The sequence below is a fragment of the Arthrobacter sp. UYEF3 genome (assembly GCF_040546245.1).
Lineage (GTDB): Bacteria > Actinomycetota > Actinomycetes > Actinomycetales > Micrococcaceae > Arthrobacter.
The window spans coordinates 43976-68044 of sequence record NZ_JBEPNK010000015.1; the positions used below are offsets into that span (position 1 = coordinate 43976).

Annotated in this window: 23 protein-coding genes; 18 read left to right on the plus strand and 5 right to left on the minus strand. The window is 69.1% G+C overall.

Annotated elements, in window-relative coordinates:
- The first annotated feature begins 3 nt into the window (after positions 1 to 3).
- From ABIB14_RS11900 to ABIB14_RS11925, 7 genes are all read left to right on the plus strand, one after another.
- Entirely contained in the window at positions 4 to 1008 is a 1005-nt protein-coding gene (locus ABIB14_RS11900; protein WP_354236084.1) for a NifU family protein, read from the plus strand.
- Between the two features lie 33 nt (positions 1009 to 1041).
- Positions 1042 to 1749, plus strand: a complete 708-nt coding sequence (locus tag ABIB14_RS11905; RefSeq protein WP_354236085.1) for a DUF5947 family protein — start codon at positions 1042 to 1044, stop codon at positions 1747 to 1749.
- On the plus strand, positions 1746 to 2402 hold the full coding sequence (locus tag ABIB14_RS11910) for a DUF6084 family protein (RefSeq protein WP_354236086.1): 657 nt from the start codon (positions 1746 to 1748) through the stop codon (positions 2400 to 2402). The genes ABIB14_RS11905 and ABIB14_RS11910 overlap by 4 nt, the downstream gene beginning before the upstream one ends.
- Positions 2399 to 3790, plus strand: coding sequence for a hypothetical protein (locus tag ABIB14_RS11915; protein WP_354236087.1), 1392 nt, complete (start codon positions 2399 to 2401; stop codon positions 3788 to 3790). The genes ABIB14_RS11910 and ABIB14_RS11915 overlap by 4 nt, the downstream gene beginning before the upstream one ends.
- Positions 3787 to 3906, plus strand: coding sequence for a DUF6893 family small protein (locus tag ABIB14_RS18765; protein ID WP_502909655.1), 120 nt, complete (start codon positions 3787 to 3789; stop codon positions 3904 to 3906). The genes ABIB14_RS11915 and ABIB14_RS18765 overlap by 4 nt, the downstream gene beginning before the upstream one ends.
- Positions 3907 to 3989: 83 nt before the next feature.
- On the plus strand, positions 3990 to 4466 hold the full coding sequence (locus ABIB14_RS11920) for a hydrogenase maturation protease (protein ID WP_354236088.1): 477 nt from the start codon (positions 3990 to 3992) through the stop codon (positions 4464 to 4466).
- Positions 4457 to 4714 carry a HypC/HybG/HupF family hydrogenase formation chaperone gene (locus ABIB14_RS11925; RefSeq protein ID WP_354236089.1) on the plus strand — a complete coding sequence of 86 codons (258 nt, stop codon included), beginning with the start codon at positions 4457 to 4459 and terminating at the stop codon, positions 4712 to 4714. Before ABIB14_RS11920 ends, ABIB14_RS11925 begins: the two co-directional genes overlap by 10 nt.
- Positions 4715 to 4845: 131 nt before the next feature.
- On the opposite strand, the gene ABIB14_RS11930 is transcribed toward ABIB14_RS11925, so the two are convergent.
- A complete protein-coding gene (locus tag ABIB14_RS11930) occupies positions 4846 to 5619 on the minus strand; it encodes a DUF6390 family protein (RefSeq protein WP_354236133.1) in 774 nt (257 codons plus the stop codon).
- Positions 5620 to 5758: 139 nt separating this feature from the next.
- On the opposite strand from ABIB14_RS11930, the gene ABIB14_RS11935 reads away from it, so the two are divergent.
- Genes ABIB14_RS11935 through ABIB14_RS11945 form a run of 3 tightly spaced genes read left to right on the plus strand, consistent with a single transcriptional unit; the run spans position 5759 to position 8766 of the window.
- Positions 5759 to 6904, plus strand: a complete 1146-nt coding sequence (locus ABIB14_RS11935; RefSeq protein ID WP_354236090.1) for an ABC transporter substrate-binding protein — start codon at positions 5759 to 5761, stop codon at positions 6902 to 6904.
- Entirely contained in the window at positions 6894 to 8000 is a 1107-nt protein-coding gene (locus ABIB14_RS11940) for a FecCD family ABC transporter permease (RefSeq protein WP_354236091.1), read from the plus strand. The genes ABIB14_RS11935 and ABIB14_RS11940 overlap by 11 nt, the downstream gene beginning before the upstream one ends.
- A complete protein-coding gene (locus ABIB14_RS11945; RefSeq protein WP_354236092.1) occupies positions 7993 to 8766 on the plus strand; it encodes an ABC transporter ATP-binding protein in 774 nt (257 codons plus the stop codon). Before ABIB14_RS11940 ends, ABIB14_RS11945 begins: the two co-directional genes overlap by 8 nt.
- Here ABIB14_RS11945 and ppc read toward each other — a convergent pair.
- Together ppc and ABIB14_RS11955 are read right to left on the minus strand one after the other, a co-directional pair.
- The gene (gene ppc / locus ABIB14_RS11950) at positions 8763 to 11582 is read right to left on the minus strand and encodes a phosphoenolpyruvate carboxylase (RefSeq protein ID WP_354236093.1); all 2820 of its coding nucleotides are present in this window, start codon (positions 11580 to 11582) and stop codon (positions 8763 to 8765) included. The genes ABIB14_RS11945 and ppc overlap by 4 nt on opposite strands.
- 217 nt (positions 11583 to 11799) lie before the next feature.
- Entirely contained in the window at positions 11800 to 12480 is a 681-nt protein-coding gene (locus ABIB14_RS11955; protein ID WP_354236094.1) for an NADPH-dependent F420 reductase, read from the minus strand.
- 156 nt (positions 12481 to 12636) lie between these two features.
- Between ABIB14_RS11955 and ABIB14_RS11960 the strand changes: the two genes are divergently transcribed.
- The 3 genes from ABIB14_RS11960 (at position 12637) to ABIB14_RS11970 (ending at position 14654) form a co-directional block, all read left to right on the plus strand.
- Complete coding sequence (locus tag ABIB14_RS11960) at positions 12637 to 13092, plus strand: aldo/keto reductase (protein ID WP_354236095.1); 456 nt, start codon at positions 12637 to 12639, stop codon at positions 13090 to 13092.
- A gap of 27 nt (positions 13093 to 13119) precedes the next feature.
- Positions 13120 to 13494 (plus strand): TetR/AcrR family transcriptional regulator, encoded by a 375-nt coding sequence (locus ABIB14_RS11965; RefSeq protein ID WP_354236096.1) that lies wholly within the window; start codon positions 13120 to 13122, stop codon positions 13492 to 13494.
- Positions 13495 to 13781: 287 nt separating this feature from the next.
- Complete coding sequence (locus ABIB14_RS11970) at positions 13782 to 14654, plus strand: DUF1684 domain-containing protein (protein WP_354236097.1); 873 nt, start codon at positions 13782 to 13784, stop codon at positions 14652 to 14654.
- Here the strand turns inward: ABIB14_RS11970 and ABIB14_RS11975 are convergent.
- Together ABIB14_RS11975 and ABIB14_RS11980 are read right to left on the minus strand one after the other, a co-directional pair.
- The gene (locus tag ABIB14_RS11975) at positions 14651 to 15856 is read right to left on the minus strand and encodes an acyl-CoA dehydrogenase family protein (protein ID WP_354236098.1); all 1206 of its coding nucleotides are present in this window, start codon (positions 15854 to 15856) and stop codon (positions 14651 to 14653) included. The two genes, ABIB14_RS11970 and ABIB14_RS11975, sit on opposite strands and share 4 nt — an antisense overlap.
- The gene (locus tag ABIB14_RS11980) at positions 15853 to 16656 is read right to left on the minus strand and encodes an SDR family NAD(P)-dependent oxidoreductase (protein WP_354236099.1); all 804 of its coding nucleotides are present in this window, start codon (positions 16654 to 16656) and stop codon (positions 15853 to 15855) included. Before ABIB14_RS11980 ends, ABIB14_RS11975 begins: the two co-directional genes overlap by 4 nt.
- A gap of 160 nt (positions 16657 to 16816) precedes the next feature.
- Here ABIB14_RS11980 and ABIB14_RS11985 point away from each other — a divergent pair, with 160 nt between their 5' ends.
- From ABIB14_RS11985 to ABIB14_RS12005, 5 genes are all read left to right on the plus strand, one after another.
- On the plus strand, positions 16817 to 18067 hold the full coding sequence (locus ABIB14_RS11985) for a glycoside hydrolase family 76 protein (protein ID WP_354236100.1): 1251 nt from the start codon (positions 16817 to 16819) through the stop codon (positions 18065 to 18067).
- A 166-nt stretch (positions 18068 to 18233) separates the two neighbouring features.
- Positions 18234 to 19286, plus strand: coding sequence for an iron ABC transporter substrate-binding protein (locus tag ABIB14_RS11990; protein ID WP_354236101.1), 1053 nt, complete (start codon positions 18234 to 18236; stop codon positions 19284 to 19286).
- Positions 19287 to 19289: 3 nt separating this feature from the next.
- Entirely contained in the window at positions 19290 to 20882 is a 1593-nt protein-coding gene (locus tag ABIB14_RS11995; protein WP_354236102.1) for an ABC transporter permease, read from the plus strand.
- Positions 20879 to 22054, plus strand: coding sequence for an ABC transporter ATP-binding protein (locus tag ABIB14_RS12000; RefSeq protein WP_354236103.1), 1176 nt, complete (start codon positions 20879 to 20881; stop codon positions 22052 to 22054). Before ABIB14_RS11995 ends, ABIB14_RS12000 begins: the two co-directional genes overlap by 4 nt.
- 88 nt (positions 22055 to 22142) lie before the next feature.
- Positions 22143 to 24065 (plus strand): glycogen debranching N-terminal domain-containing protein, encoded by a 1923-nt coding sequence (locus tag ABIB14_RS12005; protein ID WP_354236104.1) that lies wholly within the window; start codon positions 22143 to 22145, stop codon positions 24063 to 24065.
- Positions 24066 to 24069 lie beyond the last annotated feature (4 nt).

Sequence of the window (24069 nt, forward strand, 5' to 3'; positions counted from 1 at the left end):
GCCATGCCTGGCGAGGACCTGCCGCGGCAGGCCGGCGACCGGATCGAAAGCCTCCTCGACGCCCTCGGAGCCGGCGGTGCGGTGGCCCGCGGGCGTGCGGAGGAACTGGTCCGCCAGGTGACGGACCTGTACGGCTCCGGTTTGGCCCGGATCCTGGCAATTCTGGATGACCGCGGTCAGCTCGACCGGGCAACGCTGGATGCGCTGACCGCAGACGAACTGGTTACCAGCCTGCTGGTGATCCACGGGCTGCACCCCCAGGACCTGGAAACCCGGGTGGCCGCCGCGCTGGACAGCGTGCGGCCCTACCTCGGCTCGCACGGCGGCAACGTGGAGCTGTTGGACGTCAGCCCCGAGGGCGTCGTGCGGTTGAAACTGCTCGGCACCTGCCAGGGCTGCCCGTCGTCATCCGTCACGCTAAAATTCGCCGTCGAGGAGGCCATCCAGTCAGCGGCGCCGGAGGTGACCGCCATCGAAGTCGCCGAGGAGGAATCGCATCCAGCCACACCGGCCTTGATCCCGGTGGACGCCCTGCTCGTCCGGCTGAACCATCCGGACAGCGGCGGTGCAGGCGGCGGTGCAAGCGGCGGTGCAGGCGGCGGTGAAAGCGGCACGGGCGCCGGCCAGGCGGGACACTGGCAGGAGCATGCCCCAGGCTCGTGGCAGGCCGTGCCGGAGATCGCCGGCCTGGAACAGGGCGAGGTGGCCGGTTTCCTGGTGGGCGGATACCCGGTGCTTGCCTGCCGGACCGGGCAGGACCTGTACGCGTACCGGGATCACTGCCCGCGCTGTACGGGGTCCCTGGCCGGCGCCACACTCCAGCGTGCGCTCGCGGGACCGGCGGGCGGCGGCCTGCTGCGCTGCCCCGGGTGCCGTGCGCATTTCGATGTGCGCCAAGCCGGTTCATGCCTGGAAGACAGGACCCTGCACCTTGATCCGCTGCCCCTCCTGGTACGGGCCGGCGTGATGTCTGTGGCCGTGCCGGCCGTGTCCAGCCAGGACGCTTGAGATGGCGGCGCGTGAGCTGACAGGCCGGCTCGGATGACGCCCGGGCCAGCCCCTGCAGCAGGACGAACGCCAGGCTCCGGCGCCCTGCCCGTAGCCCTGCTCCGGCGGATCGCAGCGCAGCCGGCCGCCCCGCCCCCCGGTGAGCGCTGCGAAATGTGCGGCGAGTCCATCCCCGGCGTCCACCAGCACGTGGTGGACGTCGCGAGCCACGCCATGATGTGCAGCTGCCGGCCCTGCTACCTCCTCTTCACGGACAGCACCGCCCATCTCCGCTACCGTTCCGTGCCGGAGCGGTACTTTTCCTTTCCGGACTTCGAACTGGGTCCGGGCCAGTGGGACGAACTGGAAATTCCGGTGGGCCTTGCCTTCTTCTTCCGCAGCTCCACACTGGACCGGACGGTCGCGTTCTACCCGGGTCCGGCGGGCGCCACCGAATCCGAGCTTCCGCTGGACGCCTGGGGCGCCGTGCTGGCCCGCAATGCGGCCCTGGCGGTGGCGGCCCCGGACACGGAGGCCTTGCTGATCCGCGGCCCAGGGAAGGACCGTACACAGGCAGACTGCCACCTCGTACCGGTGGACGCCTGCTACGAACTCGTGGGCCAGCTTCGCCGCGTCTGGCGGGGATTCGACGGCGGCCAGGAGGCCCGCGACCAGCTCACCGCCTTCTTTGAGAACGTCCGCCGCCGCAGCAAACCGGCGCGGCACGAAAACCACGAGACGGTGGCGGGTGGGCCGCAATGACCGAGCTGAGCTTCGCCGTCGTCGACGTCCAGCCGGAGCCGTACGCTGCGGCCCCGCAACTGACCGCCCGGCTGCGCCTGACCGAAGCCACGGGCACGGCGATCCACGCCATCGCCTTGCGCTGCCAGGTGCGGATCCTGCCGCAACGCCGCGGCTACGCCGCCGGGGAGGAGCCGGGGCTCCTGGACCTCTTCGGCGAGCGCGGACGCTGGCCCACCACACTCAAGTCGTTCCTCTGGATGCAGTGCAGCACCATGGTGCAGGGCTTCGCCGGCAGCACCGAGGTGGACCTGCCGCTGCCGTGCACCTTTGACTTTGACGTGGCCGCCGCCAAGTACCTGAATGCGCTGCGGGACGGGGAGATCCCGCTTGAGTTCCTGTTCTCCGGAACCGTCTTCACCAAGGGCCAGACCGGCTTCGGTGTGCAACAGGTGCCTTGGGATCTCGAGGCCCCCTACCGGCTTCCGGTGTCCGTCTGGCAACGGCTGATGGACGTGTACTTCCCCAACGCGGGCTGGATCCGTCTGGACCGGAACGTCCTGGCGGCCCTGTCACACTACAAATCGGCGCGCGGCCTGACCTCGTGGGAGGCTGCCGTCAAATCCCTGCTGGCCGCAGCAGCATCCGGTGTGGGCGGGGAGCGGCTGCCATGAGCATGAGCATGAGCCTTGCCCGGGCGGTGGCGGATGCCGTCCTCTACGAGGGCTATCTCCTCTACCCATACCGTGCGTCCTCGCAGAAGAACCAGGCCCGCTGGCAATTCGGGATTCTGGGTCCGCCCGGCGCAGCGGAGGCCGGCGCCGGGGAGGAAGCCGCAATGTTCGCCGACTGTCTAGTGGCTGCGGGACCCGCCGCCGGGCTGGACGTGCATCTGCGCTTCCTGCAGCTGCAGTCACGCACAGCGGAACAGGCGGACGCCGCGGGCACCTTCAGGCCGGTGGGGGAGCTGACGGTCGGCGCCGGCCGCTGGCTGAGCTGGGATGAGGCGGTGGAGCAGGAAATAGCCCTGGGGCCGTTTCCGCTGGCTCACTTGCAGACCGCGGACCGTGCGCTCGTGCTGCCGGTGGACATCCCCGCCGGCGAGACAGTGGAGGAGCTGAGCGACGACGACGGCCGGGCCGCCGGACGGCTGGTTCGCCGCCGTCGCGCGTTGCACGGCGAAGTCACGCTCAGCGCCGCCGCGGTCGACGGCGGCCTGCTGCGGCTCAGAATCTCGGTGGCGAACACGGCCCCACCGGCCCCGGAACCACCGGCCCGCCAGGACGCCATCGCCGGATCCTTCATCGGCGCCCACCTGCTCCTGGACCTGCAGGGCGCAGACTTCCTTTCACTGCTGGACCCGCCGGACCGGGCCCGTGACGCGGCCGCGTCCTGCGCCCAGCACCGCTGCTGGCCTGTGCTGGCCGGCCCCGAGGGCCAGACAGACGTGCTGCTGGTGTCCCCGATCATCCTGTACGACCACCCTGCCGTGGCCCCGGAAAGTTCAGTGGCCCTGTACGACTCGACGGAAATCGACGAGATCCTCACCCTGCGCGTGCTGACGCTGACGGACGAGGAAAAGGCCGAGGCCCGGGCAACGGATCCGCGTGCGGCGGCCATCATCGACCAGTGCGAGGCCATGTCACCGGAGGAGCTCCGGCAGCTGCACGGAATCCTGCGCGACCCCCACGCCGGGGACCTTCCGGACTCCCGCGCCAATCTCGCCGGCACCGGTAACGAACCGGCCGCCTGGTGGACACCGGAATCGGAAGCCCTGGTCCAGCCGCATCTGGACGCCGTCCTCATCAATGGCGTTCCGGTGGCCCGCGGCAGCCGGGTCAGGGTGAACCCGAGCCGCCGCGCTGACGCCCAGGACCTCTTCTTTGCCGGGCAGACCGGACGCGTCACAAGCGTGCATTTCGACGTCGACGGCAGCACCCACGTTGGCTTGGTGCTCGAAAACGACCCCGCCGCGGATCTCCACGAGGGCTACGGCCGGTCCTTCTACTACGCTCCCGAGGAACTCGAACCGCTCGATGATGAAAGGGGAAACCCGCCATGAGGATGATCGGAATGGCCACGGTCGGGGTGCTGCTGGCGCTGGCGTTCGGCGCCGTCTATCTGGGGATCCGGTCGGTACCGGACATCCAGCGCTACCTGAAAGTGCGGCAGATGTGACGCCGGAGAACCGGCCAAATACCGCCGACAGGCCGGCGGACCACGGCGCTGCGCAGCACGTCCCCCGCATCTTGGTGGCCGGCGTGGGCAACTTTTTCCTGCGCGACGACGGCTTCGGCCCGGAAGTGGCGCGCCGCCTGGCCGGGGACGCGGACCGCGCGGTTCCTGGCATGCTGGCCGTCGACTACGGAATCCGGGGCATGCACCTGGCCTACGATCTACTGGCCGGCGTGGACCTCCTGGTGCTGGTGGACACCGTGCCACCCGGCCCTAATGGGTCCGCCGCCCCCGGCAGCCTCAGGGTGCTGCGGGTGGGCCGGGAGGACCTGGACGGCGCAGCGGCCCTGGACCCGCACGGCATGGATCCGGTGGCCGTGCTGGGGCGCCTCCGCACCCTCGGGGGTGAGCTGCCCCGGACGTATGTGGTGGGTTGCGTGCCCGCGGACTTAAGCGAAGGGGTCGGCCTGACCGGAGCCGTGGCGGCGGCCGTACCACGCGCGATGACCGCCGTCGTGGACCTCGTTACGGACCAGAAGACGGAGGGCGCACCATGTGCCTAGGAATACCCGGCCAGGTTATCGGTCTGCTGGAGGGCTACGGCAACCAGCTCGCCCTGGTGGATGTGGCCGGCGTGCAGCGGAAAATCAACATCGGCCTGCTGGACGAGGGACCGCTGGAGCCAGGAACATGGGTCCTCATCCACATGGGGTTTGCCCTCGAACGGGTCGATTCCGAGGGCGCAGGCCGGGCCATGGACGGACTCGAACTGATGGGCCGCCCCAGGGACCTTGACGGCGACGCCGGCTAGCACCAGCAACTGCCGCCACCAACAGATCGGTGAGAGCACCACGCGGCTCGGCGGGGACGTGGTCAAGCAGGCATGAAACCTCCGGAGGACCCGGACAAAGCCGCGGCCCAGCCGCAGAAGCGTCCGGCGCCCTAATGTTCGAGCGCGATCGCCGCGCCGCGGTGTTCGACGCCGTTGTTGGCGATGCGCAGATGGCGCGCGGTGAAGTGTTTCAGCCGTTGCAGCTGACCCGGGGAGAGCCGGTCGCACACCCAGTCCCAGTGCAGCGACACCACATCGGCGACCGCCAGCCCGGCCACAAAACCCGTTCCGTTCACGGCGTACCTGGCTGTTTCCACCACGGGTTCGCCCACCGCCAGCGCTACGCCGTCCCACACCAGCGGCCGGGAACGCACCACCGCCTCGTCTCCGGTGATCGCCAGCACCGTGCCCCACCGGATCCTGCAGCGGTCCAGGACGCTCAGGGCCGTGGCGTGGCGGCGGTCGTCGCGGAGCAGGCCCAGCCAGGGGTAGATCTCCAAGACATGGAAGCTGTGGTGCGGAACCCCGCCGGCCAGGACACCCTCGGCCAGATGCGGGAACTGGCGGCCGGTGCGGGCCCGGAACCGGTCCTCCATGGAATTGCCGATGTTGGTGATCCCCACCGAGTCCAGCAGGCTGTTGCCCACCCAGTACGCCTCCACCACGCGGGCGGCGAGCGGATCGACTATGCCGTTGGACCCTGCAATCAACTCCAGGTACGGCCACGCGCCCGCGAAGCCCTTGGCCAGCTCGCGGAGCCCCTGGTCGGTCACGCCGGACTGGCCGTAGTGCAGCAGCGCATCACTGTCCGGGGGCCCGCAACTTCCCCGGGAATTGGGCGGGTAGGCATACCGGACAAACAGCTGGGCACCGTCGACAACCATCACCTGGCCACCTTCTGCAAAAGGTTCTTTGAACGTAGCACCGGCCCCGTGCCCCGACAAGGGCCCGGGCCCTCCGGCCGTTGACAGCCGTGGCCGTCGGGCGGATCCTGTGAAGAACCTACGCACAGGGAGTCAATCCATGCGAGTCGACGATCTGAACCGCCGCGCCGTGCTCCAGGTTTTTGTGGCGGGTGGCTCCGCCGCCTTCCTCGCAGGCTGCGGAGCGTCCGGCCCGCAGCCCGCCTCGCCCCCCGGTAGCTCCGGCACAGCTTCAGCAAACATCAGCGTCACGGACCAGCGGGGCAAGACGGTCACCTTCGCCAAACCGGTCACCAGCGTGGTGACCATCCCCATGCCCGCGGCCTCGCTGCTGGTCGCCGTCGACGGCGGTGCCGACCACTTGCGCGCCATGCACAACGCGTCGTGGGTCGCGATGCGGGACGGCGTCATGGGATCCATGTTCCCGCGCGCATTGGAACTACCTCACGACGTTGCGACGCAGGACTTCACCCCCAATGTGGAGAGCGTGCGGGCGCTGAACCCCGACGTCGTGATCCAGTGGTCGGACTCCCAACTGGTGGAACCCCTGGAAAATGCCGGACTGACGGTGCTCGGCCTGAAAAACACCGGCAAGCAGGAGGACGTGGACGCCTGGGTCGCGATGTTCGCCGCCATGCTCGGAAAGCCTGAGCGGGCCACCGAGATCAAGGCACATAGCGATAAAGAGTTCGCGGAGGTCAAATCCCTGGCCGCCGGCCGCAGCTCCGCGGGACCCAGCATTCTCTACTTCAATAGGTTCACGGGCGGACTGAAGGCCGCCGCGGCCAACACCTACAACGACACGTACATCAAGTTGGTGGGCGGCACGAATCCGGCCACCGGCAAGGACCCGCTGCCGGGCGTCGGCATGGTTGGCCTGGACGTGGAGCAGGTGCTCAGGTGGGACCCCGAGATCATCCTGCTCGGCAACTTCGACCAGGCGGTGCCGCAGGACATCTACTCCGACCCCGTCTGGCGGAACATCTCCGCCGTGCGCTCGCGGCGCGTCTACAAGGTCCCGCTCGGAGGGTACCGCTGGGATCCCCCGGGCCAGGAGTCACCGCTGATGTGGCACTGGCTTTCGGACATCGCGTTCCCTGCCGCCCGGTCCGGGCTGCGCGGCAAAGTCAACGACTACTTCCGGTTCCTCTACAACCACGAGCCCACGGCAGAAGAGCTGGGCAAGATCCTCTGGACCTCTGCGAACAGCGGCTCCGCCGACTACCAACAATTCAATGCTGGATGAAGCCGGCTCAGCAAAACTGAACCGCCGCCCGCAGGCTCCCCGGAAACCCCGCCAGCGCGGCAACCCGGGGCGGGTGCGCGGACCGGCGGTCCTTGGACCCGTCGTTATCGCCGCCGTGCTCCTATCCGTCGTCGCACTGGCGGCGCTTGCGGTGGGCCGGTTCTACGTGCCGCTCGGCCACGTCGTCCAGATCCTCGCCGGCCAGGTTGTGCCTTTCCCCGTCCAGGCGAGCCAGACGGAGCAGAATGTGATCCTGCTGGTGCGGATGCCGCGGATCCTGCTGGCCCTGCTGGTGGGCGGCGGCCTGGCGATCGGCGGCGCCGCTCTCCAGGCCACCTTCCGAAACCCGCTGGTCAGCCCCGAAATCATCGGCGTATCCGCCGGGGCGTCCCTGGGCGGCGCCCTTGCCCTGCTGCTGGGGCTGGGCACCTTCCTGCTGGTGGCCGGTTCGTTTACTTTTGGCCTCGCGGCCCTGGCGCTGCTGTTCCTGATCACCTCGGGCCGCGGCGGAACCCCGATGCTCATGATCGTGCTGGGCGGGGTGGTCACGGGTTCGTTCTTCTCGGCCCTGGTGGCCCTGGTGACGTACATCGCGGATCCTAACACCACGTTGCCGGCCATCGTGTTCTGGCTGCTCGGAAGCGTGGCGACGGCGACGTACGCGAAAGTCGCCGTCGCGCTTCTCCCCGTGCTGGGCGGCGCCGTCGTGCTCCTGCTGCTGCGCTGGCGGCTCAACGTGCTGTCCCTGGGCGACGAGGACGCGGCGGCGTTGGGCCTCAGACCGCGGCCGTTGCGCTGGGTGGTGCTGCTCGCGGTGGCACTCATCGTGGCCGGCGCCGTGGCGGTCAGCGGCGCGGTCAGCTGGGTGGGCCTCGTGGTGCCGCACCTGGCCCGGATGTGGGTTGGCCCGGACCACCGCGTGCTCCTGCCCGTGTCTTTCCTCCTGGGCGGCGCCTACATTGTGCTGGTGGATACCGTGGCGCGCACGGTGACCGCGGGCGAAATCCCGCTGGGAGTGCTCACCGCCCTGATCGGCGCCCCGGTTTTCTTCCTGCTCCTGCGCCGGAACCGGGAAAGGATCTGGGAAAGTGCTTGAGCTGGACGGCGTGGGCTTCGGCTACGCCCGGCAGGGGTGGGTGTTCCGGGATGTCACCTTCCAGGTGCTCCCGGGCACGGCCACCGCGGTGCTGGGCCCCAACGGCAGCGGCAAGACCACGCTGGTCCGTTGCGCGGCCGGCCTGCTGGAGCCGGCGGAGGGGACGGTCCGCCGGGCCGACGGCGTGGGGTACGTGCCGCAGGCGCGCGGCAGCGTGTTCGGCTACAGCGCCCTGGACATGGTGCTGATGGGGCGGGCCCGGCAGGTGGGGATCTTCCGGACGCCGGGCGCCGCGGACCGGGCCGCGGCCAGGGCGGCGATGGAGAAGGTAGGTGTCGACAGGTTGTGGAACCGCCGCTTTCCGACCCTGAGCGGCGGCGAGCAACAACTGGTCCTGATCGCCCGCGCCATCGCCACCGGCTGCCCGGTGCTGGTACTGGACGAACCCGCCACAGGCCTTGACCTCAAGAACCAGGTGCGCGTCCTGTCGCTGCTGCGCGGACTCCTGGCCGACGGCATGGCCCTGCTGCTGAGCACCCACCACCCGGACCACGCCCTGTCCCTCGCCGATCGTGCGGTCCTGCTGGGCCGGGACGGCGCACGCACCGGGCCGGCCGGGGAGCTGCTCACGGACCCGGAACTCACCGCACTTTACGACGTCCCGGTCCGTACACTCCCCTATTCCGACGACGGTACGCCGCGCCGCACCATCGTGGTGCCGTACGGGGACGCCCGGGACGGCGCGGTAGGGCGCGGAGCGATCTAGCCGGTGTTGCGCAGCCCGGCGGCGACGCCGTTGACGGTGATCAGCATGGCGCGCTGGAGGCGTTCGTTGATCTCGGCGTCGGGCATGCCCTCCCCCGCGGCGGCCTCCGCGCGGACGCGGCGCAGCAGTTCCACCTGCAGGTAGCTGATCGGGTCCAGGTACTGGTCGCGGATCTCCAGCGAGCGCTTGAGTGTAGGCTGCGCGTCGAGCAGCAGGTCCTCGCCCGTGAGGTTCTGGACCTCGGTAACCGTCAGCTCATACTCGGCGCGGATGGCGTTGAACAGGTGGTGCAGCTCGGCCGGGACCAGGGTCGAGACATAGTAGCCGGCGATGTCCATATCCGTCTTGGCCAGCGTCATTTCCACGTTAGAGAGGACGGAACGGAAGAAGGGCCAGCCCGCCATCATTTCCTTGAGCTGGGCCGAGTGGCCGGCCTCACGGGCTGCCTTGAGTCCGGAGCCGACGCCGAACCAGCCCGGAACGATCTGGCGTGACTGGGTCCAGCCGAATACCCACGGGATGGCACGCAGGCCCTCGAGGCCAGCTCCCGAGTCCGGGCGTTTGGACGGGCGGGAACCAATGTTCAGGGAACCGAGCTGCTCCACCGGGGTGGAGGCCAGGAAGTAGGCCGGCAGGTCCGGAGCTTCAATCAGGGTCCGGTACCGGTCGAACGCGGCGTCGGAAAGGGTCTCCATGACATGGTCGTACCGCACCCGCTGGTCCTCGGAGGTGCGCGGGGTACGGTGCAGCGCCGAGCCCTGCAGCACCGCCGCGAGCGAAAGCTCCAGGTTCTCGCGGGCCAGTTCGGGCAGCGAGTACTTGTCCGAAATAACTTCGCCCTGTTCGGTGAACTTGATTTCGCCTTCGAGCACGCCGTTGGGCTGGGCCATGATCGCGTCGTAGGTCGGGCCGCCGCCGCGGCCCACGGAGCCGCCGCGGCCGTGGAAGAGCCGCAGCCGGACCCCGTGCCTGGCGGCGACGTCGCGCAGTTTGCGCTGCGTCTTGTAGATTTCCCACTGGCTCGTCATCACCCCGGATTCCTTGTTGGAGTCAGAGTAGCCGAGCATGATTTCCTGCACGTCGCCGCGCAGCCGGACCAGCTCGCGGTAGGACGAATCCGAGAGCAGCGCATCCACGATCTCGGCCGAGGCGCGCAGCTCCTCCACCGTCTCCAGCAGCGGGGCGAAGCCGATCCTGGCATAGGGCGCCGCGCCATAGAGGCTCACCAGCCCGGCCTCGCGCGCCAGCACGGCGGCGGCGAGCACGTCGTCAGCGCCGCGGGTCATGGAGACGATGTACGTCTCGATCACGTCCGGGCCGTAGCTGCGCAGCGCCCGGCGGATCTCACGGAACACGTCATAGGTACCGTCCGCGACGCCGTCGAGCTTGATCGGGTGGCCCGAGAGCGGCCGGCGGGACGCGAGCTCAGCGCCCAGCACCTCAAGCCGCTCGGCGCGGCTCAGCTCGACGTACCGCACGCCCGGTCCGCCCAGGCGGTCCATCAACTGGCCGACGGCGTCGTGGTGGCGATCGGCATGTTCGCGGATGTCCAGCGTCGCCAGATGCAGCCCGAAGGAGGCGATCGCCCGCCGGGCCCGGGCCAGGGCGCCGTCGGCAGCGAGGTCGGCCTGGTGGTGCCGCAGCGAATTCTCCAACAGGCCCAGCTCGGCGAGGAGCTCCGCGGTGGCGGCGTAGTCGCGGCCACGCTCGTGGGCGGATCCGGCCCCGACCCGGCGGCCGGTATTGAGCAGCTTGGCCTTGATGCACGTGAGCTTAAGCCGGTAGGGCTCCTGCGCGTTGAGCTCCAGGACCCGGGAGTCCAGTCCGGGCAGGTTCTCCAGGTCGACGTCGATCGAGTCCAGCAGCGCCTGGTCGGCCGGGGCCAGCGCCGTCGAATTGGACAGGATGGAGATCAGCCCGTCGATCAGGCCGATGCTGATCCGGACGGCGTGCTGGTTCTGGATCTGGAGGATTTCCCGGGTGACGGCGGCCGTGACATTGGGGTTGCCGTCCCGGTCACCGCCAATCCAGGAGCCGAAGCGGATCGGCGCCTTTGTGTCCGGCAGGGTAACGCCGTGCTCGCCGAGGAGATCGGACAGGTCCGAGAGCATCTCCGGCATGGCGTCACTGAGGATGCCGGTGAGGTAATAGATCGCGTTCCGGGCCTCATCCACGGGGGTGGGCCGGACTTGGCGGAGCTCGTCCGTCTGCCACATCTGGTCGATTACCTCGGCCAGCTGCCGGTCCTGGCGACGACGGGCCGCGGTGCCCTCCCGGGTGGGTTCAGCCAACACGTCGGAGAGCCGGCGGATCTTGTCCAGGACCGAACGGCGGGAAGCCTCGGTGGGGTGCGCGGTGAAGACCGGGCGGACGTCGAGCCCGTCCACCACCTCCTGGAGTACGGCCGGCCCGGCCTGCTCCGCGATCTCCTCGACGGCCCGGGCCAGCCAGCCGTCCTTTTCCTGCCGGTTCCGCAGCCCGCGGACCCGGTGGACCTGCTCGGCGGCGTTGGCCAGGTGGAAGTAGAACGCAAACGCCCGGACCAACTCGGTCGCCTGCTCAAGCGGCAGTGAGCCGAGGAGTTCGCGGACCTGGGCGACGACGTCGTACGAGCTCCAGGGCCCGGTGGCGTCGGCACCGCCCCGGGCGGCCTCCTTCGATTCCTTGGTCAGCAGGCGCACCTGCTCCACGAGGGCCAGGAGTTCCGGGCCGTGCTGCCGGACCAGGGATTCGCCGAGGAGGGTGGACACCCGGCGGACGTCGGCGCGCAGTTCGGACGCGAGATCTGCGTCGGACGTCAATGCAGTGTCAGCCATGGAAACGATCTTTCGAGGGTTCGACTTGGCTCGTACACTGCGCTGGATACTGTGAGCCGGGTTACTTGTACCCAAGGGATGTTACCCGGCTCACGGGGTGGGCGGGAACCCGTCCCGGATAGTGTCCGGTTCCCGTCACAGCGGCGGCCCCGGGCGGCTCTCAGTTGGTGACGTTTTGAGCGTCCCAGCAACAACGACCGCCGGTCGGTTGCGGGCGTCAGCGGGCGATCTTGAAGTTGAAGTCCGCGTTGCCGAAGGCGCCCATGAGCCGTAGCCAGATCGGCAACAGCATCTCCGTTCCGCGCGCCGTGCTGATGCCGCCCAGGTCGATGATGTCCCGGTGGCCCAGATCCGCGAGCAGGCCCGCCACCACCGTCTTGGCCTCCGCGTCGTCGCCGGAAACAAACACCGAGTGGTCACCGCCGGCCACACTGCCGGGGTCCACCATGAGACGGGCGTTCATGGTGTTGAGCGTCTTGACCACCCGCGCGCCCGGGAAGGCCCGCTGGATCTGCTCGCCGAGGCTGTCCGTGTTCACCGGATTCAGCGACGGCGGGAAACCCTGGGAGAAGTCCAGCGGGTTGGCGAGGTCCATGATGACCTTGCCAGCCAGGTTGGCGGCGCCGGCGGCCCTTAGCGCGGCCAGGGACCCGTCGCCGTTGGTGGCGTTGACAATCAATTCGCTCCCGGCGGCGGCCTCGGCGAAGGTGGCCAGCGAGACGTCACTGTGCTCCGCGTGCCACTGGGCAAACGGGATGCCGCCCGTCGGGCCCGCCCCGGTCCGGGTCAGCGTGGCCTGCGGATCGCGGGTTCCCACGACGACGTCGTGGCCGAGCTTCACCAACGCGCCGGCGACGGAGGGGCCGACCATGCCGGTGCCGAATACTGCAATTTTCATGGTGATCTCATTCGGGAGTGGGTTTTGAGCTGGCGGGGATCGCCAGGTTCGTCCACTCCTGGGCGGGACGCTACCAAGCAGGGCTGGCTACGGCAAGGGTCCCGGCAGCAGTGGCACCGATAGCCGTCACGTATCCGGGCCGCCCTGGACGCCGGCGTGACCCTGCTGGACACCGGCGATTTTTACGGCATGGGCAACAACGAAGTGCTGCTGCGTGACGCCATCCGCAGCCGCCTCCGTGAGAATGCCCCAATCAGCGTGAAGTTCGGCGTCCTGAGCGACGCCCGGGGAGGATGGCACGGCGTGGATACCCGGCCCGCCGCCGTGAAGAACTTTCTGGCGTATACGCTCCGGCGGCAGGGCCTCATCCGCCGCATCGGACTCTCCGAGGTCGGCGCCGAGACCTTGCGCCGCGCCCACGCCGTCCACCCGGTCTCCGACCTGCAGATCGAGTATTCGCTGGTCTACCGCGGGATCGAGCAGGACATCCTGCCGGCGGCCCGCGAACTCGGCATCGGCGTCACCCGTATAAAGTGTTGTCCCGCGGCCTCCTGTCGGGCCACTGGTCCGCCGCCGGAAACGGAAACCGGCGCGACTTCCGGACCCGCCTGAGAGGCCGCCGTCCCGGGCAAGGCAACGGTGGGCGACGTTGCGAAGGTCCTGGGCGTCAGCCATGGCAGCGTGTACCGGCATTTCCCGAGCAAGCAGGCGCTGCGGGACGCGGTGGCCCGCCGCTGGCTGGACCGCCTCGCAGCCATCAAGCAGGACATGGTACTGAACGATCCGGAGCTGTTTGCCACCTTCAGCCAGCCGACCACCGAGGCGCGGGAAGTCGTGGCGGCCCACGAACATCTGGCTGCGCAAGTCACGGAGATTGTCGCGGACGGCGTGGCCGGCGGCGAGTTTGTGGCGGCGGATCCGGCCAAGACCGGCTGGGCCCTACTGCACGCCGCTGCCCGCTTTCACCATCCCTTGCATGCGTCCGAATGGACGGATCCGGCGATCGGCGCGTAGCTGACGGAGGTCTGGAAACTGCTCGTCCAGGGTTTGAACGTGCGCCCGTAGCGGGCGAACGCTTTGCCCGTTCCGGAGCTTCGGGCCCCTTTGCCCCGCACAGCCACCAGCAGACAGACTGGCCTGTGTACCATTAAGCGATGATGCCGACAGCAGCCACCGCCGGGGCGCCGACTGGCCGCGCTCACAACCCCGCCCGCCCCAGCTGGCCGATTGTTGGTGTCGTTTGAGCCCCCAAAACGACACCTACTCCGGGCCAATTGGACTGATCACCGCAGAGGTGCACCGTGACCACCGTTGAGTCCCCCGCCGACCCACAGCTCGCCCGCTGGCAGCGTTTCCGGAAGAACCGCGATGCGGCCCTCGCCAGCAACTACGGCTGGCTCACGCTGACATCCTTTCAGTGGCTGGCTGAGCGCCCGGCCGCCATCGACCTCGTCCCCGGCCAGTGGTCCACGGACGGCACGACGGCGTTCCTCACCGCCGGGGCGTCCGACGGGCTGACGCTGGTGGAGACCGGCGAACCGGTCGACGGGTCCATCAGCGCGGCCCTGGCCAATGAAGAGTCCCTGCTGTGGGTCCAGTTCGGCGGCGCCGACGGCCGGCAGGTCGTGGTGGAACTCGGAATGCGGGCCGACAGGTACGCGCTCCGCACCCGGGATTCGACCTCGCCCGTGTTCACCGGCTTCGTCGGCGTTCCCACCTTCGATTACCGGCCGGACCTCGTCCTCGAGGCTCGGTTCACGCCCTACCCGGAGCCGGTGGTCGTGCCCATCGGCACCGCGAACCCGCTGGTGGACGGCGTGCACCGCTCCGTCGGCGAGCTGGCCTTCCGGCTGCCCGGCCAGGCGCATGAGTGCCGGCTGCAGGCCGAGGAGGAAAAGCTTGGCGCCCTGACCGTGACGTTCCACGACGAGACCAACGGCGAAACAACAGACGAGTGGCGCAAAGTCTCCACCGCCCGGCCCCGAGTCGATGCTGCGGGAAACCGTACCGTGATCCTGGACTTCAACCGGGCCATCAACTACCCCAGCGCCTTCACCCCGTACGGCACGTGCCCCATGCCGGTGAAGAACAACAGCCTTGACTACCGGATCGAAGCCGGCGAAAAACAGCCCAACACCCTGCCGGGGTCCGAGGAGCCGGGGTCCGAGGGCTAGACGATCGCGGACACCCCGGTCACGGCGCGGCCCACAATCAGGGTGTTGATCTCGTACGAACCCTCGTAGGTGTAGATCGCCTCGGCGTCGGCGAAGATCTTGGCCATCCGGTAGTCCGTCACGATCCCGTTGCCGCCCAGCAGGGACCGGCCCATCGCCACGGTCTCGCGCATCCGGGCACTCACATAGGACTTCGCGAGCGCCACCTGGGCCATGTCCGCGGCGCCCTGGTCCTGCAGCTGGGCAATCCTGACCATCATGCCCATGCTGGCCACGGTGTTGCCGAGCATCGTCACCAGCTGCTGCTGGACCAGCTGAAACTTGGCCAGCGGCCGCCCGAACTGCCGGCGTTCGACGGCGTACTGCCGGGCGACGTCGAACGCGGCCAGCTGCTGGCCCACGCCCTGCCAGGCGACCATGACCCGCGAGCCGTGCAGCAGCTCGTTGGTGTCCTCAAAACTGTTGATCCCGGCGAAGCGGTCCGACTCGGGCACCCGGACATCGGTGAAGACGATGTCCGCGTTCTGCACGGTGCGCAGCGCGATTTTGTTTTCGATCCGGCTGCGAATGAGACCGGGCGAGGTGGCGTCGACGATGAAGCCGCGGATGCCGCCGTCGGCCTCGTCCCGGGCCCAGACCAGCATGTAGTCGCAGAACGTGCCGTTGCCGATCCAGCGCTTGGCGCCGTTGAGCAGCCAGGAGTCGCCTGCCTCCCCGCCGGGCACACGGCGCGCGGTGGTTTCCATGCCGCCGGCCACGTCGGAGCCGTGGTCCGGCTCGGTCAGCGCGAACGCCCCGGTGATGCGCAGCTTCGCCGCGTCCTCCAGCAGCCGGGCCTTTTGTTCCTCGGACCCGAAGCCGTAAAGGGATTCCACGAACAGGTCGTGGTGGACCAGGAAGAACGTGGCGAGGGAGGTGTCCACGCGGGTCATCTCGGCGATGACAATGCCCGCGAAGAGGTTGCTGTAACCGCGCTGGGCCGGGGTGCTGAGCTCCAGGGCGGCCAGCTTGGGCAGGATGTGCGCCGGGAAGTCGGCGTTGTTCCACCAGTCCGTGGCAAACGGCGCCACCTCGCGGGCCAGGAAGTCCCGGAGTTCGGCCAGCTTCGCCTGCTCGGCGGCGCTGAGCATCGCCTCGAAGCCAAAGAAGTCGGCGGCCGGCAATCCGTCGAGGTGGCTCGCCGGGTCCACGGCAGCCGTCATTTCGGTCCCATCCGGATGGCGCCGTCGAGCCGGATGGTTTCCCCGTTGAGCATGGCGTTGTCCACGATGTGGGCGGCGAGGTTGGCGTACTCGGCCGGCCGGCCCAGCCGGGACGGGTGCGGTACCTGCTGGCCCAGTGAGTCCTGGGCCTCCTGCGGCAGTCCGGCCATCATGGGGGTTTCGAAGATGCCGGGGGCGATCGTGACGACGCGGATCAGCGAACGCGCCAGTTCGCGGGCGATCGGCAGGGTCATAGCGGCGACGGCGCCCTTGGAGGCGGCGTAGGCGGGTTGTCCGATCTGGCCGTCGAAGGCCGCGACGGAGGCGGTGTTGATGATGACGCCGCGCTCCGGCCCGCCCAGCGCGGTGGCGACCGGTTCGGTGGCGGCCATCGCGGCGGCCGCCAGGCGGATGACGTTAAAGGTGCCCACCAGGTTGATCTGGATGACCCGGTTGAACGTTTCCAGCGGCAGCACGCCGTCGCGGCCCAGCACCTTGCCCGGGGTACCCACGCCGGCGCAGTTCACCACGATCCGCAACGGACCGTGGGCGGCGGCGGCGTCGACGGCAGCCTGCACCTGCTCTTCGTTGGTGACGTCTGCGGGGACAAAAATGGCGCGGTTCGCACGCCCGGCGGCGTCGTTTCGCGCATTGAGCTCGGCGGCGAAGTCGTTCCCGGCCGAGCCTGGAAGATCCACCAGCACCACGGAGGCACCGGCGTCGAAGAACCGCCGCGCCGCCGCGGCCCCCAGACCGGAAGCGCCGCCGGTGATCAGTGCGACAGTACCCAAGACGTCCATGCATCCTCCTTGATGTGGAACCGCTACCGAGACCGTGAGACTGAGCACAGCCCACCGTACCGGGGAACATTAGTTAGCTCAGGTTAACTGGAATGCAAACATTGCGCACCCCGGTCCCGGGATTCCGCGCCGGGGCAGCCGTCGCCGCTAGGCTTGCACCATGACCGCAGCCGCTGCCCACTCCCCCGCCCCGAACTGGCCGTTCCGCGCCGATGAGGCCGCGCGTTCGGTCTCCCGGTTGTTCGGGCAGCGGCTCTTCTTCCTGCCCGGCACCCACATCGGGACGATCGCCCAACCCTCCGGCCGGATCAAGAACCTGGCCCGGCCGTGGCACTACTGGTGGCAAGCGCACTACGTGGACTGCCTCGTGGACGCAGGCCGCCGTGAACTCGGCGGCGGCGGAGGCTACACGCCGGCCAAGTTCGACGGCGACAACCTGCCCAGCGCCGGCAAGCTTGCCTCCCGGCTGGTCACCGGCATCCGGCTGCGGAATTTCCTGACCGTCGTCAATAACTATTACGACGACATGGCCTGGCTTGCGCTGGCCACCCTCCGGCTGGAAAAGCTCGCCGAGGACACCCGCAAGACCACCGGCCGGCGCCGCAACGCCAGGGTCCTGAAGCGCCTCACCCTTCAGTTCGACTCGGCGTCGACCGACGACCTTGGCGGCGGGACGTTCTGGAGCAAGAAACGGGACTTCAAGAGCACCCCGGCCACGGCCCCGGTGGCCCTTTACTACGCCCGCACCGGGCAGGCGGCCAAAGCCCAGGCCCTGCTCGACTGGCTCGACGCCAGGCTCTACGACCCGGAACAGGGCATGTACCGGGACGGCCTCCGGATCGTCCCCGGTGGCGATCTGGTGCTGGAGGACGCCATCTATACGTACAACCAGGGACCCGTCCTCGGTGCCCTGCTGGAACTGGGCGGCGAGGCGAACCTGGCACGCGCGGCGTCGCTCGTGGCGGCGGTGGCGGCCAACCTCACCGTCTCGGCGCCGCTGCTGGGGCGCAAGGGCACGGTGCTCCGCTGCGAGGGCACCGGCGACGGCGGACTCTTCACCGGGATCCTGGTCCGCTACCTGGCCGCGGCCGCGGTCGACGGGCGGCTGTCCGCCGATGTCCGTGCCACCGCGGCCCTCCTGGTGACCGACACGGCGGAGGCGTTCTGGGAGGGCCGCCGTGTGGTCGGGGCACAGGAACCGCTGGCCCGCAAGGGCCCGCGGCTGGTCTTCTCGGCCCGCCCTGAACTGCCGGCCCGCCGCAGCTACCCGGCGGGTGCCGCCGTCGAACTGTCCACCCAACTGCAGGCCTGGATGGTGCTTGAGGCGGCCGCCTCGATCGCCGGCAAGCTCCCGGTCGTCGGACAGTCCCGCGCCGCGGAGGAGAGCACCGCAGAACCCGCAAGCAATTAAGTCACGCAATAGTTACCTAATTGGTGTGATCCTCATCACTTAAGGCGCTGTCGGCTTGGTTACTTAGGTTTGGCTAACCTACAGTTTTTCGTAGTGAGCCCGCCCTAACTTCCTTAGCTCACGGAGGTTAGGCACCTACGACCTTTTCCTTGCAGAAAGTAGCCTCATGAAGATCCGCACCAATGCGCTGGCAGGCATCGCCCTCGCCGCCACCGCCTCGCTCGGCCTCGCAGCCTGTGGCTCCGGCGCCTCGACCTCCGGCAGCAGCACCGCGGCCGACGGCAAACCGTCCGGTGAGATCACGGTCTACAACGCCCAGCACGACACCCTGACCAAGGAGTGGGTGGACGGCTTCACCGCGGAGACCGGCGTCAAAGTCACCGTGCGGCAGGGATCGGACACGGAAATGTCCAACCAGATTATCCAGGAAGGCGCTGCGTCCCCCGCCGACGTGTTCATCACCGAGAACTCCCCGGCGATGGCCCAGGTGGAAAACGCCGGCCTGTTCGCGGATGTAGACCAGGCCACCATCAGCCAGGTTCCCGCGGATTTCCGCCCCTCCACCAACAAGTGGACCGGAATCGCGGCCCGCTCCACCGTGCTGGTGTATGACAAGAACAAGATCAGCGACGACAAGCTGCCCAAGTCGATGCTGGACCTGGCCAAGCCCGAGTGGAAGGGCAAGTGGGCCGCCTCTCCGTCGGGCGCCGACTTCCAGGCGATCGTCTCGGCCCTGCTGGAGCTCAAGGGCGAAGCCGCCACCCAGGACTGGCTCAAGGGCATGAAGGACAATTCCACGGCCTACAAGGGCAACAGCACGGCCATGAAGGCCGTCAACGCCGGCGAGGTGGACGCCGCCCTGATCTACCACTATTACTACTACGGCGACCAGGCCAAGACCGGCGAGAACTCCAAGAACGTCACGCCGTACTACTTCAAGAACCAGGATCCCGGCGCGTTCGTGTCCGTTTCCGGCGGCGGCGTGCTCAAGTCCTCGAAGAACGCGGCCGCGGCCCAGGCCTTCCTGAAGTTCATCACCGGCAAGAAGGGCCAGGAGGTGCTGCAGAAGGGAACGTCCTTCGAGTACGCCATCGGCTCCGCCGTGCCGTCCAACGACAAGCTGGTTCCGCTTCCGGACCTGCAGGCCCCCAAGGTCGACCCGGCCAAGCTCAACTCAGCCAAGGTCACCGAGCTGATGACCAAGGCAGGTCTGCTCTAAGCAGTGACAAAAACGCTGGCGGCTCCCGGAACCACCGGAAGCACGACGACGGCGGGCCGGGGCAAGCGTCCCCGCCCGCCTTTCGGCGTCTCGGTTGTGGCCATCCTGGCGGTCCTGATCGCCCTTGTCGCACTGATTCCGCTCGGCTACGTTGCGGTCATGACGGTCGCCACCGGCTGGGACACGGCCGTCAGCCTCGTCTTCCGGGCCCGGGTGGGTGAGCTCCTGCTCAACACCGTGTTGCTCATGGTGGTCACGGTTCCGCTTTGCCTGGTCCTGGGCGTGGGCGGAGCCTGGCTGGTGGAACGGACCACCCTCAAGGGGCACAAGTGGTGGGCGGTGCTGCTCGCGGCCCCCCTCGCGATTCCGGCCTTCGTCAACAGCTATGCCTGGGTTTCCGCGGTGCCCTCCATGGGCGGCCTCTGGTCCGGTGTGCTGATCGCCACGCTGTCGTACTTCCCGCTGGTCTACATCCCGGCGGCCGCCACGCTCAGCCGGCTGGATCCGGCGATCGAGCAGTCCGCCGCCTCGCTGGGACTGGGGGCGTGGCGCGCCTTCTTCCGCGTAGTGCTGCCCCAGCTGCGGATCGCGATGACCGGCGGCGCGCTCCTGGTCTCGCTACACCTGCTGGCCGAGTACGGCGCCTTCGCGATGATCCGGTTCGACACGTTCACCACCGCGATTATGGTCCAATACCAGTCCACCTTCAACGGGACGGCCGGGAACATGCTGGCCAGCGTGCTGGTCTTCTTCTGCCTGATCCTGTTGGTCATGGAAGTCCGCGGCCGGGGCACCGCGCGGTACGCCCGGGTGGGCTCCGGTGCGCAGGCCCGCGCGCTTCGCCTGCCGCTGCGCGCCTATCAGCTGCCTGCGCAGCTTTCCCTGCTGGTCCTGACCGCGCTCGCCTTCGGGCTGCCGCTGACCTTCGTGCTGCGCTGGATCTACGCCGGCGGACCGGACATCTGGTCGGCCGACGAGTTCCTGCCGTCGCTGCTGCAGACGCTCGGCTACGGCGTAGCCGGGGCCGCAGCCACCACAGTGGTCGCCTTCCCAATGGCGTATCTCGCCGTGCGGCGCCCCAGCTTGTTCAGCAAAGCCCTGGAGCTCTCCAACTACGTCACGAGCTCCATGCCGGGGATCGTCGTCGGCCTCGCCTTCGTGACCGTCAGTATCCGGATGGCGCCAAATCTCTACCAAACCACGGGGCTGCTGGTCGCCGCTTACGTGTTGCTGTTCCTGCCGCGGGCGCTGGTGAACATCCGCTCCGGGCTCGCCCAGGCGCCCAAAGAACTCGACGAGGCCGCGCAGGCCCTCGGCAAGCCCCCGCTGCTGGCGTTTATCAGGGTCACCCTGCGCCTCACGGCCCCGGCCGCAGCCGGCGGCGCGGCCCTGGTGTTCCTCGGGATCGTCAACGAGCTGACGGCCACCCTGCTGCTCTCGCCCAACGGGACCCGCACCCTGGCCACGGAATTCTGGAGCAAGAGCAGCGAAATCGACTATGCCGGCGCCGCGCCTTACGCCCTGCTGATGATCCTGATCTCGGCGCCGATGACCTACCTCCTCTTCCAGCAGTCCAAGAAAGCAGCGGGACAGTGACCGAACAACAACCCTCCCGGCTTCCGGAACCCCGGATCGCCCCCTCGGTGGCTCCCAGCACCAACAGCCACCTGGAAATCGACGCCGTCACCAAGAACTTCGGCTCCCAGGCGGTCCTCAAGGGCGTCAATCTCTCCGTCGCCAAGGGCGGTACGACGGCGATCGTGGGTCCCTCCGGGTCGGGCAAGACCACCCTGTTACGGCTCATCGCCGGCTTCGAGCACCCCGAGACCGGCAGCATCTTACTCAACGGGAACAAGGTGGCCGGCAACGGCGTCTGGGTCCCCGCTCACAAACGGCACGTCGGGTACGTGGCGCAGGACGGCGCGCTCTTCCCGCACCTGACGGTCGGCCAGAACATCGCCTTCGGGCTGGACGCCGGCAAGCTTCCCGGCGGCCACCGCGGCGTCAAGACCCGGGTGGCCGAGCTGCTCGAAATGGTGGCACTGGACCCGGCCATGGCCAAGCGGCGGCCCCACCAGCTCTCCGGCGGCCAACAGCAGCGCGTCGCGCTAGCCCGTGCCCTGGCCCGGGAACCCGAGCTGATGCTGCTGGACGAACCGTTCTCCGCGCTCGACGCCGGTCTGCGCGTTGCCACCCGCCGCACCGTCGGCAAGGTCCTCCACGACGCCGGAGTGACCACCATCCTGGTCACCCACGACCAGGCCGAGGCGCTCTCCTTCGCGGATCAGGTGGCGGTGATGCGCGGCGGCAAGCTGGCGCAGATCGGCAACCCTTTCGTGGTCTACACCCGCCCGGCGGACCGAGCCACCGCGGAGTTCCTGGGCGACGCGGTCATCCTGGACGCCTGGATGGAGGGGTCCCTGGCCACCTGCTCACTCGGCGGCATTCCGGTCCGCCGTCCACCGGCGCAGGGCCGGGTGCAGCTCATGCTCCGCCCCGAGCAGATCCGGATCGCTGAAGACGGTCCCATCCGCGGCACGGTGGTGGACACGGACTACTTCGGTCCCGAAACCACGGTTCGGCTCCAACTTCCCGCGCCGCCGGTCCTCGCCGCGGGTGCCGTGGCCGACCACCGCTACCCCGGCGGCGGCGAGATCATCACCATCCGGCATTGGAACGCGTCCATCGCCCGTCCCGGCACCGAATTGACCCTGCGGGTGGTGGGTGAGGCCGTGGCCTTCCCGATGGACGACGCCGCGCCGGCCTGAGTCCCGCGGACCGGTCGGCCGGCCTGGGATGGCCGCCGGCGCGCTGCCGGTCCTAGGTCGGTGCTACGCTCCGGCATAGGGTGGGCGGATGACTGTTCAGCCGGCGCTCCACCGTCAGCACTGTTCCGTGGCCGCCCCCACCCAGTTGTGGCTCGACGCCGACGGCCGGCTGGGCGATGGCGCAACGACAGGGACGGGCGACACGGCCGGTGCCGATGGGTGGTTCACCGGGTTGCTGCATGGCGACACCCGGATGCTGTGCCGCGCCGAGGTCACCGTGAACGGGCACACGCCGGAACCTGCCACGGTGGAGGCCTCCCCCGGCGGCGTGCTCCGGGTCCGCGGACTGCTGCGCGGCATCGAGGGGCCCACCGAAGACCCCGCCGTCGAACTCCTGCAGACCTGGACCGTCACCCCCGGAGCGGTGCGCGTCACGCTGCGGCTGAGCACCTCGCTGGATGCCCTGGACGCGGAGATCAAGGTGCGGCTGGCCGCCGATTTCACCGACATGGCCGCCGTCCGGCTGGGCCGCTTCCGCAAACCGCTGCGACCCTCCGCGGCGGATGAGTCCACATTGCGCTGGAGCGAGGGCGGCAAAACCCTGACCGTGGCCGCGGCCGGCCGGGTGACCGATGCCGACCTGTTGACCTGGCGCGGCACAACGGGCCGCGGACGGCCGCTGGAGGCGGAATGGCAGGCCACGCTTGCCGCCACCGATGACGCCGTCGCAGCCGCGCGCGTCCCTGCCTCCCGACGCGTCGGTACCCAGCCGGACGGACCGCTGGGTCTCCTCCTGGAGAACTCCTTCGACGAGCTTGACGGGCTCCGGCTGGCGGGCCGTAACGCACCCGACGCCCCCTTCCTGGCCGCCGGCGCTCCCTGGTATTTCACGCTCTTTGGCAGGGATTCGCTCTGGGCCGCGCGGCTGCTGCTGCCAGTGGACGCAGCGCTCGCGGCGGGAACCCTGCGCGCCCTCGCCGCCTACCAGGGCACCCGGACCGACCCCGCCGCGGCCGAGGAGCCGGGCAAGATCCTGCACGAATTGCGGGCGAAGGAGCTCGTGCTGGAAAGCCAGTCTCTGCGGCTCCCGCCGGTGTACTTCGGCGCGGTGGACTCGACTCCGTTGTGGTTGTGCCTGCTGGGCGAACTGGGGCAGGCCGGGACCGACGACGAGGCGGTCCGCTCACTACTGCCCAACGCCGCCCGCGCCGCACAGTGGCTGCTGGCTGCCGGGGGCGCGGGCGGCAACGGCGCGGGAAAAAATGCCAACGGCGGCTTCCTCAGCTACCAGGACACCTCCGGCCGCGGCCTGAGCAACCAGGGCTGGAAGGACTCCCGGGACGCCATGCAGTTCCGGGACGGACGCCAGGCCCAGGGCCCGATCGCGCTGTCCGAAGTGCAGGGCTACGCGTACCAGGCGGCCGTGGCGACGGCGGACTTGTTTGACTCCTACGGCAAACCCGGGGGCCAGGAACTCCGCGACTTCGCAGCGGCGCTGAAGCAAAACTTCCGCGAGCGCTTTTGGGTGCAGGACGGCGACGGCGCCTTCCCGGCGATGGCACTCGACGGCCGCGGCGAAGCGCTGGACATCCCGGGGTCGAACATGGGGCACCTGCTGGGGACCGGGATCCTGGACGCCGCGGACGCCAGGCTCGTGGCGAACCGGCTGCTGAGCCCGGAGCTGTTCTCCGGCTATGGGCTGCACACGCTGTCGCGGCAGGCGGCCGGGTTCTGGCCGTTCAGCTACCACTGCGGCTCGGTCTGGAGCCACGACACCGCCATCGCCATCAGGGGCCTGCTCGGCGAGGGATTCACCGACGAGGCCCGGGTCCTCGCCGGGGGCCTGCTGGCGGCCTCCGTCTCTTTCGGCCACCACCTTCCAGAGCTGTTCGCCGGAGTCGCCGCGGCGGAGGCCGGACGGGCGGTGCCATATCCGGCCTCGTGCCATCCGCAGGCGTGGTCCTCAGCCTCGGCGGTGGTTCTCGCCCAGGCGCTCGGCGTGGCCTTCTAGGACG

Bases quoted from the DNA above. Each gene is read 5' to 3' on its own strand.
- ABIB14_RS11905 (WP_354236085.1), top strand. From the start codon at position 1,042: ATGACGCCCGGGCCAGCCCCTGCAGCAGGACGAACGCCAGGCTCCGGC.
- ABIB14_RS11925 (WP_354236089.1), top strand. From the start codon at position 4,457: ATGTGCCTAGGAATACCCGGCCAGGTTATCGGTCTGCTGGAGGGCTAC.
- ABIB14_RS11975 (WP_354236098.1), bottom strand. From the start codon at position 15,856: ATGACGGCTGCCGTGGACCCGGCGAGCCACCTCGACGGATTGCCGGCC.
- ABIB14_RS11900 (WP_354236084.1), top strand. From the start codon at position 4: ATGCCTGGCGAGGACCTGCCGCGGCAGGCCGGCGACCGGATCGAAAGC.
- ABIB14_RS11955 (WP_354236094.1), bottom strand. From the start codon at position 12,480: ATGAAAATTGCAGTATTCGGCACCGGCATGGTCGGCCCCTCCGTCGCC.
- ABIB14_RS11935 (WP_354236090.1), top strand. From the start codon at position 5,759: ATGCGAGTCGACGATCTGAACCGCCGCGCCGTGCTCCAGGTTTTTGTG.
- ABIB14_RS11940 (WP_354236091.1), top strand. From the start codon at position 6,894: ATGCTGGATGAAGCCGGCTCAGCAAAACTGAACCGCCGCCCGCAGGCT.
- ABIB14_RS11910 (WP_354236086.1), top strand. From the start codon at position 1,746: ATGACCGAGCTGAGCTTCGCCGTCGTCGACGTCCAGCCGGAGCCGTAC.
- ABIB14_RS11985 (WP_354236100.1), top strand. From the start codon at position 16,817: ATGACCGCAGCCGCTGCCCACTCCCCCGCCCCGAACTGGCCGTTCCGC.
- ABIB14_RS11915 (WP_354236087.1), top strand. From the start codon at position 2,399: ATGAGCATGAGCATGAGCCTTGCCCGGGCGGTGGCGGATGCCGTCCTC.
- ABIB14_RS11980 (WP_354236099.1), bottom strand. From the start codon at position 16,656: ATGGACGTCTTGGGTACTGTCGCACTGATCACCGGCGGCGCTTCCGGT.
- ppc (WP_354236093.1), bottom strand. From the start codon at position 11,582: ATGGCTGACACTGCATTGACGTCCGACGCAGATCTCGCGTCCGAACTG.
- ABIB14_RS11990 (WP_354236101.1), top strand. From the start codon at position 18,234: ATGAAGATCCGCACCAATGCGCTGGCAGGCATCGCCCTCGCCGCCACC.
- ABIB14_RS11930 (WP_354236133.1), bottom strand. From the start codon at position 5,619: ATGGTTGTCGACGGTGCCCAGCTGTTTGTCCGGTATGCCTACCCGCCC.
- ABIB14_RS12005 (WP_354236104.1), top strand. From the start codon at position 22,143: ATGACTGTTCAGCCGGCGCTCCACCGTCAGCACTGTTCCGTGGCCGCC.
- ABIB14_RS18765 (WP_502909655.1), top strand. From the start codon at position 3,787: ATGAGGATGATCGGAATGGCCACGGTCGGGGTGCTGCTGGCGCTGGCG.